Source organism: Streptomyces sp. NPDC002138, assembly GCF_040296485.1.
In the GTDB taxonomy this organism is placed as follows: Bacteria; Actinomycetota; Actinomycetes; order Streptomycetales; family Streptomycetaceae; genus Streptomyces.
Genome location: NZ_JBEOXE010000002.1, coordinates 14,884 through 29,317 on the forward strand (window position 1 = coordinate 14,884; position 14,434 = coordinate 29,317).

The 14,434-nt window shown below is 70.1% G+C and carries 12 protein-coding genes and 1 riboswitch; of the genes, 4 read left to right on the forward strand and 8 right to left on the reverse strand.

Annotated elements, in window-relative coordinates:
• Positions 1 to 78: 78 nt before the first annotated feature.
• The 8 genes from ABT084_RS01205 to ABT084_RS01240 form a co-directional block, all read right to left on the reverse strand.
• Positions 79 to 1,194 carry an ABC transporter ATP-binding protein gene (locus tag ABT084_RS01205; protein WP_351037731.1) on the reverse strand — a complete coding sequence of 372 codons (1,116 nt, stop codon included), beginning with the start codon at positions 1,192 to 1,194 and terminating at the stop codon, positions 79 to 81.
• Positions 1,195 to 1,208: 14 nt separating this feature from the next.
• Positions 1,209 to 2,303, reverse strand: coding sequence for an ABC transporter ATP-binding protein (locus ABT084_RS01210; protein ID WP_502968805.1), 1,095 nt, complete (start codon positions 2,301 to 2,303; stop codon positions 1,209 to 1,211).
• On the reverse strand, positions 2,300 to 3,301 hold the full coding sequence (locus tag ABT084_RS01215) for an ABC transporter permease (RefSeq protein ID WP_351037557.1): 1,002 nt from the start codon (positions 3,299 to 3,301) through the stop codon (positions 2,300 to 2,302). The genes ABT084_RS01210 and ABT084_RS01215 overlap by 4 nt, the downstream gene beginning before the upstream one ends.
• Before the next feature lie 117 nt (positions 3,302 to 3,418).
• Positions 3,419 to 5,209, reverse strand: coding sequence for an ABC transporter substrate-binding protein (locus tag ABT084_RS01220; protein ID WP_351037559.1), 1,791 nt, complete (start codon positions 5,207 to 5,209; stop codon positions 3,419 to 3,421).
• A gap of 24 nt (positions 5,210 to 5,233) precedes the next feature.
• Positions 5,234 to 6,226: an ABC transporter permease gene (locus tag ABT084_RS01225; RefSeq protein WP_351037560.1), complete on the reverse strand. Its 993-nt coding sequence runs from the start codon at positions 6,224 to 6,226 to the stop codon at positions 5,234 to 5,236.
• A 531-nt stretch (positions 6,227 to 6,757) separates the two neighbouring features.
• Positions 6,758 to 7,498, reverse strand: coding sequence for an enhanced serine sensitivity protein SseB C-terminal domain-containing protein (locus ABT084_RS01230; protein WP_351037561.1), 741 nt, complete (start codon positions 7,496 to 7,498; stop codon positions 6,758 to 6,760).
• Positions 7,499 to 7,579: 81 nt separating this feature from the next.
• Complete coding sequence (locus tag ABT084_RS01235) at positions 7,580 to 8,314, reverse strand: enhanced serine sensitivity protein SseB (RefSeq protein ID WP_351037562.1); 735 nt, start codon at positions 8,312 to 8,314, stop codon at positions 7,580 to 7,582.
• Positions 8,315 to 8,414: 100 nt separating this feature from the next.
• Positions 8,415 to 9,119 (reverse strand): AAA family ATPase, encoded by a 705-nt coding sequence (locus ABT084_RS01240; RefSeq protein ID WP_502968812.1) that lies wholly within the window; start codon positions 9,117 to 9,119, stop codon positions 8,415 to 8,417.
• A gap of 258 nt (positions 9,120 to 9,377) precedes the next feature.
• Positions 9,378 to 9,478, forward strand: a riboswitch (glycine riboswitch).
• 191 nt (positions 9,479 to 9,669) lie between these two features.
• Here ABT084_RS01240 and gcvT point away from each other — a divergent pair.
• The 4 genes from gcvT to ABT084_RS01260 all read left to right on the forward strand — a co-directional run bounded on the left by gcvT (position 9,670) and on the right by ABT084_RS01260 (position 14,386).
• On the forward strand, positions 9,670 to 10,785 hold the full coding sequence (gene gcvT, locus ABT084_RS01245; protein ID WP_351037564.1) for a glycine cleavage system aminomethyltransferase GcvT: 1,116 nt from the start codon (positions 9,670 to 9,672) through the stop codon (positions 10,783 to 10,785).
• A gap of 82 nt (positions 10,786 to 10,867) precedes the next feature.
• On the forward strand, positions 10,868 to 11,251 hold the full coding sequence (gene gcvH, locus ABT084_RS01250) for a glycine cleavage system protein GcvH (RefSeq protein WP_351037565.1): 384 nt from the start codon (positions 10,868 to 10,870) through the stop codon (positions 11,249 to 11,251).
• 17 nt (positions 11,252 to 11,268) lie between these two features.
• Positions 11,269 to 12,525 carry a serine hydroxymethyltransferase gene (glyA, locus tag ABT084_RS01255; protein WP_351037566.1) on the forward strand — a complete coding sequence of 419 codons (1,257 nt, stop codon included), beginning with the start codon at positions 11,269 to 11,271 and terminating at the stop codon, positions 12,523 to 12,525.
• A 175-nt stretch (positions 12,526 to 12,700) separates the two neighbouring features.
• Entirely contained in the window at positions 12,701 to 14,386 is a 1,686-nt protein-coding gene (locus ABT084_RS01260) for an APC family permease (RefSeq protein WP_351037567.1), read from the forward strand.
• The last annotated feature ends 48 nt before the right edge of the window (positions 14,387 to 14,434 follow it).

Sequence of the window (14,434 nt, forward strand, 5' to 3'; positions counted from 1 at the left end):
CGCAAGATGCCCGCCGGAGCCCGGAGCGAACCACCGGGCGGTGGCGGGGCCCCTGTCGGCACCGCCACCGGCCGATGGTTATTCGGCCTCGGCCTCGGCGGCCGGGGCCGGGGCCGGGGCCGCCGCAGCCGGCCCCGTGACGGTGACCGTGGCCGTCTCCGTGTCCTCCGGGTGGTGGCAGGCCACCTGGTGGCCCGGCTTCAGGGCCAGGAGCGGGGGTTCCTGCGTGCCGCAGATCTCCGTGGCCTTCCAGCACCGCGTGTGGAAGCGGCAGCCGCTCGGCGGGGAGATCGGCGAGGGGACGTCGCCCTTGAGCAGGATGCGGCCGCTCTTGACGCCCCGGCGGCGCGGGTCCGGGACCGGGACGGCCGAGAGGAGCGCCTTCGTGTACGGGTGCATCGGGTTCGCGTACAGCGAGTCGCGGTCCGTCAGCTCGACGATCTTCCCGAGGTACATCACCGCGATCCGGTCCGAGACGTGCCGGATGACCGACAGGTCGTGGGCGATGATCACGTAGGTGAGGCCCAGCTCCTCCTGGAGGTCGTCCAGCAGGTTCACCACCTGGGCCTGGATCGAGACGTCCAGCGCCGACACCGGCTCGTCCGCCACCACGAGTTTCGGGTTGAGGGCCAGCGCGCGGGCGATGCCGATGCGCTGGCGCTGGCCGCCGGAGAATTCGTGCGGGTAGCGGTTGTAGTGCTCCGGGTTCAGGCCCACCAGCGAGAGGAGCCGCTGGACCTCCTTCTTGAGGCCGCCCTCGGGGCTGACTCCCTGGAGCTTGAAGGGGGCGCCGACGATGGTGCCGACCGTGTGGCGCGGGTTGAGCGAGCCGTACGGGTCCTGGAAGATCATCTGGACGTCGCGGCGCAGCGGCCGCATGGCCCCCACGCCGAGGTGGGTGATGTCCTTGCCCTCGAACTCCACCGTGCCACCGGTCGGTTCGAGCAGCCGGGTGATCAGCCGGCCCATGGTCGACTTGCCACAGCCGGACTCGCCGACGATGCCGAGGGTCTCACCGCGCCGGACGTCGAAGTCGATGCCGTCGACGGCCTTCACGGCCCCGGACTGGCGGCGCAGCAGCCCCTTGTGGATGGGGAAGTGCTTGACCAGCCCGGTGACCTTGAGCAGGGGCTCCTCGGCCGTGGCGGTGCCGCCCGACGTCCCGCCCGCGGCCCCGTCCGCCGTCTTCTTCATGTCCGTCGTATCGGTCACAGCTTCGGCGCAATCTCTTCGGTCCAGATCCGGGTCCGGTCCTCCTGCGACATGTGGCAGGCGGACCAGTGTCCGGCACTGGTCAGGGCCAGCTCGGGCCGCTGGGTGCGGGTGACGCCGCCCTTGGGTACGTCGGCGAACGGGCAGCGCGGGTGGAAGGCACAGCCGCCGGGGATGTTGATCAGGCTGGGCGGCGAGCCCTTGACCGGGATCAGCCGCTCGGTCTGGTCGCGGTCGATGCGCGGCATGGAGCCGAGCAGGCCCCAGGTGTACGGGTGCCGGGGTTCGTAGAACACCTTCTCCGCACTGCCGCGCTCGACGCAGCGGCCGCCGTACATCACGAGGATCTCGTCGGCCATCTCCGCGACCACGCCGAGGTCGTGCGTGATCATGATGACGGCCGAGCCGAACTCCTTCTGCAGATCGCGGATCAGGTCGAGGATCTGCGCCTGGACGGTGACGTCGAGGGCGGTCGTCGGCTCGTCCGCGATGAGCAGTTCGGGGTTGTTGACCAGGGCCATCGCGATCATCGCGCGCTGGCGCATGCCGCCGGAGAACTCGTGCGGGTAGGAGTCCACCCGCTGGTCGGGCTCGGGGATGCCGACCCGGTCGAGCATTTCGACGGCGCGCTTGCGGGCCGTCTTCTTGTCGACGTCCTGGTGGGTCCGGTAGGCCTCGATGATCTGCTTGCCGACCGAGTAGTACGGGTGCATCGCGGACAGCGGGTCCTGGAAGACCATCGCCATCTTCTGCCCGCGCAGCTTGCGTACGTCGTCGGCGTCGGCCCGGACCAGGTCCTCGCCGTCCAGCAGCACCTCACCGGAGATGTGCGGGCGGCTGCGGGCGTTGCCGGTGCGGTGCAGGCCCATGATGGCCAGCGAGGTCACCGACTTGCCCGAGCCGGACTCCCCGACGATGCCGAGCGTCTTGCCGCGCTCCAGATCGAAGGAGAGTCCGTCGACGGACTTGACCAGGCCGTCGTCGGTCGGGAAGTGGACCTTGAGGTCGCGCACCGAGAGGAAGGCACGGGCGGGATCCGAGGGACCCGCCTGCTCGGGCACGAGGGAAGGGGTCGAAGGGGTCTCGGTCACGTCAGCCTCACGCGCGGGTCGATGACGGCGTACAGCATGTCCACGATCAGGTTGGCCATCACCACGAAGAGCGCGGCGAGCAGGGTGATTCCCATGATCACGGGGAGGTCGCCCTGGCCGATGGCGGCGACGGCCGCCGTCCCCAGACCCTGGAAGTTGAAGGTCGTCTCGGTCAGTACCGCGCCGCCGAGGAGTCCGCCGAGGTCGAGGCCGAACATCGTGACGATCGGGGTGAGCGTGGAGCGCAGGGCGTGCTTGCGGATGACCACGCGCTCGGTGAGGCCCTTGGCCCGGGCGGTGCGGATGTAGTCCTCGCCCATGACCTCCAGCATCGTCGCCCGGGTGATCCGGGCGTACGTCGCGGCGAAGAGGAAGGCGAGGGTGATCCAGGGCAGGATCATGCTGTTGAGCCAGGCGACCGGATCCTCGGTGATGGGACGGTAGTTGGAGACGTCCAGCCAGCCGAGGCCGTAGACGAAGACGGCCGGGGCGACCATGCCGGTGAAGAAGATGGGCAGCGACACACCGGCCAGCGCGCCGACCATCACGGTTCGGTCGATGGCCGTTCGGCGTTTGAGCGCCGAGACCACGCCGGTGGCCACGCCCGCGAGCACCCAGATGACGGCGGCTCCCGAGGCGAGCGAGAGGGTGACCGGCATGCGGCTGGTCATCAGCTGCCAGACCGGGGCCTCGCTCTTGAAGGAGTAGCCGAAGCACGGGGCCGGGCAGTGCGTCTGCTCGACGCCGGAGTCGTAGTCGCGACCGGCCACGACTCCCTTGAGGAAGAGCAAGTACTGCTCGGATATGGGCTTGTCGAAGCCCATTTTCACGCGGATGCCCGCCAAGGCGGTTTCGTTGGTCTCGCGGCCGGCGTACATGAGCGCCGGGTCGGACCCGGTGATCTTCGGCACCGCGAAGAAGATGCCAAAGGTGACCACGGAGACCACCAGCAGCGTGGCGACGACATTGAACAGCCGCCTGAGGAGGTAGACGAGCACTGCAGTCGGCCGCTCCGGCGGGCGGCCGCCGCCCCTTGTGGGGACGGCAGCCACCGCCTAACGGCCTTCACCTGCCCTTCGGACTAGCGCATGTGCGGTGAAGGCACGTGCCGACTGTTACTTGACGACGCCCAGCGTGGCGAGGTCGATGCGGCCCATGGAGTCGTTGAAGTAGACGTTCGTCAGCCGCGGGTTGTGGTAGACGAGGGCCTTGTCGAAGTTGATGGGAAGGTAGAGCGCCTTCTCCATGACCTTCTTGTTGATGTCGGTGTAGAAGGGCGCGGCCTCTTCCGGCGTGGCGGCGGAGGCGGCCTTCTTGAACAGCCCGTTGACCTCGGGGTCGTTCAGCATCGTGTAGTTGTTGTTGCCGTTCGGCAGGATGAACGAGCCGTCGACCAGCGGCTGCAGGAAGCCGGCGCCGCTGTTGAAGTCGGCACCCCAGCCCATGACGATGATGCCGTAGTTCTTCTTCTTCACGTTCTCGGGCGAACCGATCGTGGAGGAGGAGAGCTTGCCGTCGTACTGGTCGATCGAGGCGTCGATGTTGACGGCCTTGAGCGCGGCCTGGAGCGACTCGGCGGTCTTGACCTCGGGGGCGCGGTTGTTGCGCACCGCGATGGTGGTCTTGAAGCCGCCGGGCTGGCCACAGGCGGCGAGAGCGGCCTTGGCCTTGTCGATCTGCGGCGCGCCGGCGGTCAGGCCCCACGGGTCGTAGGACTTGTCGGAGCCGGGGATGCCGGGCGGCAGCATGTTCGCGCCGAGGTCACCACTGGTCGGGCCGCCGCGGGCGGTCTGCAGCGACTTGGGGTCGGCCGCGTAGATGACGGCCTTGCGGCACTCGATGTTGTCGAACGGCGCGACCGTCTGCGGGAAGGCCATGTAGCGGATGTAGCCCGTGAAGGGGTTGTCCGCGTTCTTCTTCAGGTCCGGGGTCTGCAGGATCTTGTTCTTCGCGGCCTGCTGGACACCGGTGCCGTCGACGGCGAGGTCGATGTCGCCGGAGAGCAGGCGCGCGTCCATGTCGTCCGGGTTGGTGGTGACCGTGAAGGAGACCTTGTCCGGCAGCGCCTTGCGGATCGTGTCGGTCTTCGGGTCCCAGTTCTCGTTGCGGACCAGGGTGGCGCCCTTGCCCGCGGTGAAGGACTCGACCTTGTACGGGCCCGTGGAGACGGGCTTGTTGGTGTACTTGGCGCCCTCGTCCTTGGCCACCGGGACCGGCGAGGAGGACGGCATGGCCAGCAGGTAGCTGAAGTCCGAGTTGGCGCTCGCCAGGTTGAAGACGATCGTCTTGTCGTCCGGCGTCTGGACGGACTTGAGCCCCATCTTGTTGGGGTCGGTGTCCTTGTACGGGCCGGGGTACTTCTGGCCCTGGTCCAGTTGGTCGATCAGGTACGTCGGACCACCGGAGAGGACGTCCTGCGCGAAGACGCGCTCGACGCCGTACTTGATGTCCTTCGAGGTGATCGGCGTGCCGTCCTCGAACTTCACGCCGTCCTTGAGCTTCAGCGTGTAGGTCTTGCCGTCGTTGCTGAGCACGGGCAGGGCCTCGGCGAGGTCCGGGACCAGCTTGGTGCCGTCCTTGCCGGGCTTGCTGTCGTAGGCCAGCAGCTGGCGGATGTACAGGCGCTGGATGTTCCAGACGAAGCCGTAGTAGGCGCGCGCCGGGTCGAGGTAGTCGACGTCCTGGGGCGACCAGAGCTTCAGCTCGCCGCCCTTCTTGTCGGACGCGTTGACGACACCCTTGGTCGCGGCGTCGAAGGCCGCGCCGTTGGAGGCCTTGTCCTTCGAGCCGTCATCGCCCTTGCCACCGCACGCGGCGGTCAGCGACAGGGCTGCGACCACGGCGGTGATCGCGATTGCCTGCTTTCTGCGGATCACGTTTGTCCAACCTCCATGAGTGGATGACATGAGTGGATGAGTCGAGGACTCGGATCAGTTGCCCTTGGGGTCGAGCGCGTCGCGCAGACCGTCCCCGAAGAGGTTGAACGCCAGGACGGTGATGAAGATCGTCACCCCGGGGACCACCATGTACATGGGGTCGAACTGGTAGATGGGGACGGCGTCGGAGAGCATCTTTCCCCAGGACGCGGTGGGCGGTTTGACGCCCGCGCCGAGGAAGCTCAGGGCCGCTTCCGTCAGGATGTTGGTCGGGATGATCAGCGTCGAGTAGACGAGGATCGGCGCGACCAGGTTCGGCAGCAGCTCCTTGAACAGGATGTACACCCGGCCGGCGCCGAGACTGCGGGCGGCCTCGACGTACTCGCGCTCGCGCAGCGAGATCGTCTGGCCGCGGACGATCCGGCCGATGTACGGCCAGCCGAAGAACCCGATCACCAGGACCAGGACGCCCATCCGTACGCCCGAACCCTCGAACCCCCAGAGGGAGTTGGGGACCACGGACACCAGGGCGATGGTGAACAGCAGCTGCGGGAAGGCCAGCAGCAGGTCCATGACGCGGCTGATGACTCCGTCGACCCAGCCGCCGAGGAAGCCCGCCAGCGTGCCCAGCAGGCTGCCGAGGACCACGGAGACGATGGCCGCCAGGAAGGCGACGGTCAGGGAGATGCGGGCGCCGAAGACGATCCGGCTGAACACGTCGCGGCCGTTGGTGGGTTCGACGCCGAGCAGGAAGTCGGAGCTCATTCCGCCGTAGGACCCGATCGGTGTGCCCAGGTTCGGGTCGATCATGTCCTCGTGGAACTCGTTGGGCGGGTGGCCCAGCAGGCTCACGATCTGCGGCGCGAACACCGCCACCAGGATCAGGAGGAGCACGACGATGCCGCCCGTGAGCGCGACTTTGTCGCGCTTGAGCCGCATCCACGCGATGCGGCCGGGTGAGCGGCCTTCGATGGCCTTGGCTGGGACGTCGGCTACGGACACGGGAGCGGGAGTCTCCGCGCTCGTGTCATGCAGTGGTGCCGTCATCTGGTGGGGACCCCTCTCGGCCGACGGGTGGTCGGCCCATGCCCGCCGCTGTGGCGGCGTTGGTGCGGAGTGGCGCTCGGAGAGCGTGGGAGGTGCGGGAGTGCGGGTGGTGCGGGTGACTGCGTTGGCTTCAGTGCGTTGGCTTCGGTGGCGCGTGCTGCGTGGTGCGTGAGGTGCAGGAACCGCAAGAAGTGCAAGGTGAAGTGCAGGGTGAAATACAGATGCCGAGCCGGGGAACAGCAGGACTGACCGGCTCTTGGGTGGGGAGTCTTCATGGGGCGCTCGATCACCCGCCAGACCCGCAGATGAATGGATGCGCAACCGTGATGTGAAGGCCCGTTACCCGCTATCCGGACTACGGTGCCTCCTCAGCGGAGCAAGACCGTCCGTTCGGTACGCAATCGGACATCAAGCCCAACCCTCGCTTCTCGTGCGCTAATTGGGCACCGGCGCGGGGACAAACGGGGACATGAAGGAGGCCGCACGGAACCGGGGTTCCATGCGGCCTGATACGCGCGTCTCAGGGGGTGGTCAGTACGCCGGCCCCTGGCCCTCGCGGTCGTAGAACGGGCGCGCCTGCGCGCGCAGCCACATCGCGACCGGATCGTGCTCGTCCGCGAGCGCGACCGTGCACACCGGGACGCCCTCGGGCACGGCCCCCACGGACTGGCGCATCATCTCGCGCACCGATTCCAGGGCGGGCGCGGAGGCGTCGTAGAGGTCGAGGCCGACGGCCAGGTACGGCGATCCGAGCACCGGCTGCACCCAGGCGCGGCGCAGCGCCCGCACGGCGGGCGTGCGGTGGGCGTGCTGGGTGAGCAGCCCGTAGAACTGCGGGAGCTCGATCGAGGGCTCGGACAGCCGCAGGGGACCCGCGGGCATCCGGTCGAGGCCGGTGGCGATCCGGCGCAGGTCGGCCCACGGGACGCCGAGGCCGCCGCCCTGGGCGTGCGGATTCAGCCACAGGCCCCAGCGGTCGGGGTAGAGGGCGCGGGCGACGTCGCGCCCGGTGACCACCTCGTAGCCGCGGTTCCATCCGCTGGCGGCCAGCTCCTGCGGCGAGGTCACGCACGGGGCGTACCCGAGGCCCTCGACCTCCATCCCGCCGTACTGGGCGTCCGGCGAGCCGGACTGCCCCTGCCACAGCAGCATCCAGAGCCGGCCCTCGGCCAGCCCGTGGAGCAGCTGCTCATAGCTGTCATAGCGCCCGGGTGTCACCTGGCGCAGCATGTGCTCGACCTGCCCGGCCGCGGCCGTGCCTGACGCACTCACCCGGTACCCCTCTTCGTCCGCCCGTCGCCCACGCGTACCCCGGACACGCGTGGCCGGGCAATGCGAACAGCTTAAGCGCGACTACGGCAGGTAGAACGGGCGCACGCGCTCACGGATCCAATCGGCCACCGGGTCCTCCACCGCGTCGAGGAGGATCAACTGCACCGGCCAGGGCGGCTGGACCCGTCCGAGGGCCCGGCCGAGGGCGTCCATCGGGGCATTCCGGTTCTCGGGCTCCCATCCCAGCAGGCGGACACCGATGTACAGCTGCGGGTCCCCGGCCTCGACGCTGGCCAGGCAGCGGTGGGCGGCCGCGATCACCCCGCTGGCCCGGAATTCCTCGGCCGCGGCGGTCAGGAAGTCCACCGGGTCGTGCTGCCAGTCGGGCTCGTACAGGCGGACCCGGCCGCCGCTCGCCGGACCGTCCAGTTCGCTGCGCCCGGCCCGGCAGAGCACGGCCACGGCGGGCGGCGGCAGCGGGACGCCGACGGCGCCCTCGGGGTTCACGGCGATGCCGAGCTGCGGGGGCAGACCGCGGGCGAATTCGACGGCGGGGGCCACGGCGAAGTCCATGCCGGTGCCCACGCACGCCAGGAACTGCGCCTCGGAGCTGTAGACGGGCACGTAGGCGGCGCCGCCGATGTCCATGGTCGGCAGGCTCAGGCCCGCGGCCCCGGGGCCGCTGCCCGCGGGGAGCGGGACCCAGACGTGACTGCGGGCCAGGGTCTCCAGGATCCGGGGTCCGGCCTGCGGGTCGCCCATCGCCGTACCGAGGACCGCTTCGAGTTCGTTGGCCGGCCAGCCGTTGCCCTGCATGCCCGTGTCTCCCCGTGTCCGTGCCGGTGCCGGTGCCCTCGCCGGTGACGCCCACCGTCGCCGCCGACCGTCACCGCTGTCGCCGCTGTCACCGCCGAGGCTAATGCGTCCCCGGCCCGGCGCCGAAGCCGATCCGGGTGACCCGGGCGGCCGCCTCACGGTCGAGCAGGACGGCGGAGGCGCAGCCGGCCGGAAGCCGGCCCGCTTCGGCCTCGAGCAGCAGCCGGGTGACCGCGCCGCGGTGCCGGGCGAAGGCGTACGCCGACACTCCGCGGCCCCGGGCCCGCTGCCCGGCCAGCGCCTGCTCGGCCGTGGCGTCGAGCAGCACCAGGTGCAGGGCGCGGCCCCGGCGGCGGGCGGCGCCGGCCAGCAGCGCCCGTACCCAGGCCTGCGTGCCGCAGTCGTGGACGACGGCCGAGTCCCCCGAGCGCAGCACCTGCCACAGCCTCCAGTAGTGCGCGGCGCGCACCAACGGCCGGTAGGCGGCGTACGGCAGGCCCCCGGGCATCCGGCGCTCCCAGCGCGCGCGGGTGTCCTGGGAGTCGATCCCGCCGCCCGCGACGGCGCGCTCGATGAGGGTGCTCTTGCCGCCGCCGGGGAGGCCGGACACGACGACGATGTCCCCGTCGGCGAAGCCGAGCCGGACCGGGCCGCCGCGGGGCGCCGCACCCCGGCCGCGCAGGTCCCGCACAACGGCGCCGGAGCCGACGCCGGGGCCGACGCCGGGGGCGGCCGCTTCCCGCGCCCGCCGCCCCGGCTGGACCGGTACGCCACCCACCGTCGCGCCCGCCCCTGCCCCTGCCACCGCGCCCGCCGTCGTCGCCGTCCCTGCCGCCGTCCCCGCCGCCGCGCCGAATCTGCGCACAGTGATCGCCTCCCCCGGATCGGGTCACCAGGACCCTTGCCCCCTGAGTGTAAAGAGACGGTAATGCGGCGGACATGGTTCCGGTCGGGTCGTCGGGCCAGGGGCGGGCGTCGGCCCCGTCCGGGGGCCCGCACGCCCATTCGGGTCCGGGCCGTGCAATGATGTGCGCCATCTGGACCCAACTGCATAAAGGCCGCTTGAATCCACGCGGGAGAGTCCCGGGAGCTGCTCCGCACCCCGGGCGCCGAAGGAGCAAGACCCTCCCTTGAATCTCTCAGGCCCCGTACCGCGTGGATGAGGCAGATCTGAAAAGCGAGCCGCACCGCCTCCTGGCCGGTGCGCGCTCCACCCAAGGTGCAAGTCGAGGAACTCGGTGCGAATCGAGGAACTCTCGGCGAACCTCTCAGGTTCCGATGACAGATGGGGAGGATCCTCCTCGTCATGTCATGTCGATGCCCTGTCGATGCCCCGGGACCTGGGAGCCACACCCATGAGCACTGCCCCCCGCCTGACCGCCCTTGACGCGCTGCACCGTTCCCTCGGTGCGACGATGACCGACTTCGCGGGCTGGGACATGCCGCTGCGGTACGGCAGCGAGCGCGACGAGCACAACGCCGTCCGCACCAAGGCAGGCCTGTTCGACCTGTCCCACATGGGCGAGATCACCCTGACCGGCCCCGAGGCCGTCAAGGTCCTCGACCACGCGCTGGTCGGGAACATCTCCACCGTCGGCGTCGGCCGGGCCCGGTACACGCACATCTGCCGCGAGGACGGCGGCATCCTCGACGACCTGATCGTCTACCGCCTCGGCGAGACCGAGTTCATGGTCGTCGCGAACGCCTCCAACGCCCAGGTCGTCCTCGACGCCCTCACGGAGCGCGCCGCCGGTTTCGACGCCGAGGTCCGCGACGACCGCGACGCGTACGCCCTGCTCGCGGTCCAGGGCCCGGAGTCCCCGGACATCCTGAAGTCCCTGACCGACGCCGACCTGGACGGTCTGAAGTACTACGCCGGTCTGCCCGGCACGGTCGCCGGCGTGCCCGCGCTGATCGCGCGCACCGGCTACACCGGCGAGGACGGCTTCGAGCTGTTCGTCGCCCCCGAGCACGCCGTGGAGCTGTGGCAGGCGCTGACCAAGGCGGGCGAGGGCGTCGGCCTGATCCCCTGCGGCCTGTCCTGCCGCGACACGCTGCGCCTGGAGGCGGGCATGCCGCTGTACGGGCACGAGCTGACGACCGCGCTGACCCCCTTCGACGCGGGTCTGGGCCGGGTCGTGAAGTTCGAGAAGGAAGGCGACTTCGTCGGCCGCGCCGCCCTGGAGGCCGCCGCCGAGCGCGCCGCCTCCGCGGCCCCGCGCAAGCTGGTCGGCCTGATCGCCGAGGGCCGTCGCGTCCCGCGCGCCGGGTTCCCGGTCGTCGCCGACGGCCAGGTCATCGGCGAGGTCACCTCGGGCGCACCGTCCCCGACGCTGGGCAAGCCGATCGCCATGGCGTACGTCGACGCGGCGCACGCCGCACCGGGCACCTCCGGCGTCGGCGTCGACATTCGCGGTACCCATGAGCCGTACGAGGTCGTGGCCCTGCCGTTCTACAAGCGCCAGAAGTGACGCTTCCCCCCACCGGGAAGCCCGCTTCACCTCGTCAGACCCCTGTCCATCAGCACTCCCCCGCATCCAGGAGAATCAGGTCATGAGCAACCCCCAGCAGCTGCGTTACAGCAAGGAGCACGAGTGGCTGTCGGACGCCGTGGACGGCGTCGCGACGGTCGGCATCACGGAGTTCGCGGCCAACGCGCTCGGTGACGTCGTATACGCCCAGCTGCCCGCGGTGGGCGACAGCGTGACCGCGGGCGAGACCTGCGGCGAGCTGGAGTCGACCAAGTCCGTCAGCGACCTGTACTCCCCCGTCACGGGCGAGGTCGTCGAGGCCAACCAGGACGTCGTGGACGACCCGGCGCTCGTCAACACCGCTCCGTTCGAGGGTGGCTGGCTGTTCAAGGTGCGCCTCGCGGGCGAGCCGGACGACCTCCTCAGCGCCGACGAGTACGCCGCGCTCACCCACTCCGACAACTGACACCCCAGGGGATCCTGATGTCCGTTCTCAACACCCCTCTGCACGAGCTCGACCCCGACGTCGCCGCCGCCGTCGACGCCGAACTCGTGCGCCAGCAGTCCACCCTGGAAATGATCGCGTCGGAGAACTTCGCTCCGGTCGCCGTCATGGAGGCCCAGGGCTCGGTCCTGACCAACAAGTACGCCGAGGGCTACCCCGGCCGCCGTTACTACGGCGGCTGCGAGCACGTCGACGTCGTCGAGCAGATCGCGATCGACCGGATCAAGGCGCTCTTCGGCGCCGAGGCCGCGAACGTGCAGCCGCACTCGGGTGCGCAGGCCAACGCGGCCGCGATGTTCGCGCTGCTGAAGCCGGGCGACACGATCATGGGCCTGAACCTGGCCCACGGCGGTCACCTGACCCACGGCATGAAGATCAACTTCTCCGGCAAGCTCTACAACGTGGTCCCGTACCACGTCGACGAGACCGGCCGGGTGGACATGGCCGAGGTCGAGCGCCTCGCCAAGGAGTCCAAGCCGCAGATGATCGTCGCGGGCTGGTCCGCCTACCCGCGCCAGCTGGACTTCGCCGCCTTCCGCCGCATCGCGGACGAGGTCGGCGCGTACCTGATGGTCGACATGGCGCACTTCGCCGGTCTGGTCGCCGCGGGCCTGCACCCCAACCCGGTGCCGCACGCCCACGTCGTCACCACCACCACGCACAAGACCCTCGGCGGTCCGCGCGGTGGCGTGATCCTGTCCACGCAGGAACTGGCCAAGAAGATCAACTCCGCGGTCTTCCCGGGTCAGCAGGGCGGCCCGCTGGAGCACGTGATCGCGGCCAAGGCGGTCTCCTTCAAGGTCGCGGCCTCGCCCGAGTTCAAGGAGCGCCAGGAGCGCACCCTGGAGGGCGCGAAGATCATCGCCGAGCGCCTGGTGCAGGACGACGTCACCAAGGTCGGCGTCTCCGTCCTCTCCGGCGGTACGGACGTGCACCTGGTCCTGGTCGACCTGCGCGACTCGGAGCTGGACGGCCAGCAGGCCGAGGACCGTCTCCACGAGATCGGCATCACGGTCAACCGGAACGCCATTCCCAACGACCCGCGGCCGCCGATGGTCACCTCGGGCCTGCGGATCGGCACCCCGGCCCTGGCCACCCGCGGCTTCGGCGCCGAGGACTTCACCGAGGTGGCCGAGATCATCGCCGCCGCGCTGAAGCCGGAGTTCGACGCCGAGGACCTCAAGGCGCGCGTCTCCGCGCTCGCCGCGAAGTTCCCGCTGTACCCGTCGCTCTAAGCGACCCCGGGGCCCGGCCTTGTTTTCCACAGGGCTGGGCCCTCTTCGCGACCAAGGTCCCAGACGGGCATGCCTTTCTGCCTATGAAGTAGGCAAATTCCGGCAAATAGGCTTCGAGTAAAGGCAGTGCGGCAGCGGCCAGCCCAGGCATCCCCGTCAGGACGGATACCCCCTCATGGACATGAGCGCAGCGAACAGGAAGGGACTCGGTCTCTTCTCGCTGGTCATGATCGGCATCGGCTCGATCTTCGGCTCCGGCTGGCTCTTCGGAGCGGGGACGGCGGCCCAGGTCGCGGGTCCGGCGGCGCTCGTCGCCTGGGTGATCGGCGCCGTCTTCATCGGCATGATCGCCATGTCCTACGCCGAGGTGGGCGCCGCCCACCCGATCCCGGGCGGCATGGCCCGCTACGGCCACCTCTCGCACGGGCCGGTGCTGGGCTTCATCACCGGCTGGGCGGTGTGGATCGCGGTCGCCTCCCTGATCCCGATCGAGTCGATCGCCGCGACCCAGTACATGTCGTCCTGGAGCTTCGGCTGGGCCGGGGACCTGGTGGACACCCGGTCCCACCAGCTGACCACCTTCGGCATGCTGGTGGCCCTGGCGCTGACCGTGCTGCTGTGGCTGTCCTGCTACTGGTCGGTCCAGCTGCTGGCCCGGATCAACGCCGGGCTGACCCTGGTCAAGTTCGCCATCCCGGTGCTCGCCGTGATCGCGCTGGTCGCCTCCGGCTTCCACACCGAGAACTTCACCGCCCACGGCGGCTTCGCGCCCAACGGCTGGTCCGCCGTCCTGACCGCCGTGACCACCTCCGGCGTGGTCTTCGCCTTCAACGGCTTCCAGGCCGTGGTCAACCTCGGCGGGGCCGCCAAGAACCCCGGCCGCGCCATCCCGATCGCCCTGGTCGGCGCGCTCTCCCTGGGCCTGGTCATCTACCTCGCCCTCCAGGCCGCCTTCCTGGGCGCCGTACCGCCCGAGCACCTCGCGCAGGCCGGCGGCTGGGCCGGAGTGAACTTCAACTCCCCCTTCGCCGAACTCGCCAAGCTGCTGATGATCCACTGGGTCGTGGTGATGCTCCAGTTCGGCGCCTTCATCTCGCCCGCCGGTTCCAACATCGCCAACGTGGCCTCGGCCGCGTACATGGTGCGGAACCTCTCCGAGACCGGTTTCTTCCCCGAGCGGCTCAAGCGGACCCACCCGGTCTACGGCACCGCGCGGCCCGCGATGTGGCTGAACCTCGGCTTCTCGGTGCTGCTGCTGGTCACCGTCGGCCACAGCTGGAAGACCCTGGCCCCGGTCATCTCGGCCGCGATGGTCATCTCGTACCTGATCGGCCCCGTCGCGGTCGGCGTCTTCCGGATCACCAAGCCGGGCCTCGAGCGGCCCTTCCGGCTGCCGCTGGCCTCCGTACTGTGCCCGCTGACCTTCGTCTTCGCGGCCTGCGCGCTGTACTGGTCGAAGTGGCCGAACACCGGGATCGTGACCGGGCTCACCCTGGTCGCGGCCCCGGTCGCGGCGGTGGTCCTGGTCCGCAAGGGTGAGAAGGACCTGGTCAGGCAGTTCGCCCCGGCCTGCTGGATCGTGGTCTTCCTCGGCTGTCTGTCCCTGCTGTCCTGCCTGGGCAGCACCGACTTCGGAGGCACCGGTCTGATCCCGGACGGCCTGGACATCGCCCTGGTCGCGGGCCTGGCCGTCGCCGTCTACTACTGGGCCGTGCGCGCCGGTGTCGAGGCCCACCGGGCCGGGCTCCCGGGCCCCGACCCGGTGCTCGACGCCGAGCCGGGCGCCGAGCCGGGTGCCGAGCCCGGCGCCGGGGATCGTGCCGGTACCGACGAGCGGGGACGTGAGCTGTCGCACGTCTGACGTCCCCCCGACCCGTCCGGCAGCCGAGCCGTTCACCTCACCGCGTTA

Coding starts and splice junctions, on each gene's coding strand:
- ABT084_RS01205 (WP_351037731.1), bottom strand. CDS start 1,194: ATGAAGAAGACGGCGGACGGGGCCGCGGGCGGGACGTCGGGCGGCACC.
- ABT084_RS01220 (WP_351037559.1), bottom strand. CDS start 5,209: ATGTCATCCACTCATGGAGGTTGGACAAACGTGATCCGCAGAAAGCAG.
- ABT084_RS01225 (WP_351037560.1), bottom strand. CDS start 6,226: ATGACGGCACCACTGCATGACACGAGCGCGGAGACTCCCGCTCCCGTG.
- ABT084_RS01235 (WP_351037562.1), bottom strand. CDS start 8,314: ATGCAGGGCAACGGCTGGCCGGCCAACGAACTCGAAGCGGTCCTCGGT.
- gcvT (WP_351037564.1), top strand. CDS start 9,670: ATGAGCACTGCCCCCCGCCTGACCGCCCTTGACGCGCTGCACCGTTCC.
- gcvH (WP_351037565.1), top strand. CDS start 10,868: ATGAGCAACCCCCAGCAGCTGCGTTACAGCAAGGAGCACGAGTGGCTG.
- glyA (WP_351037566.1), top strand. CDS start 11,269: ATGTCCGTTCTCAACACCCCTCTGCACGAGCTCGACCCCGACGTCGCC.
- ABT084_RS01260 (WP_351037567.1), top strand. CDS start 12,701: ATGGACATGAGCGCAGCGAACAGGAAGGGACTCGGTCTCTTCTCGCTG.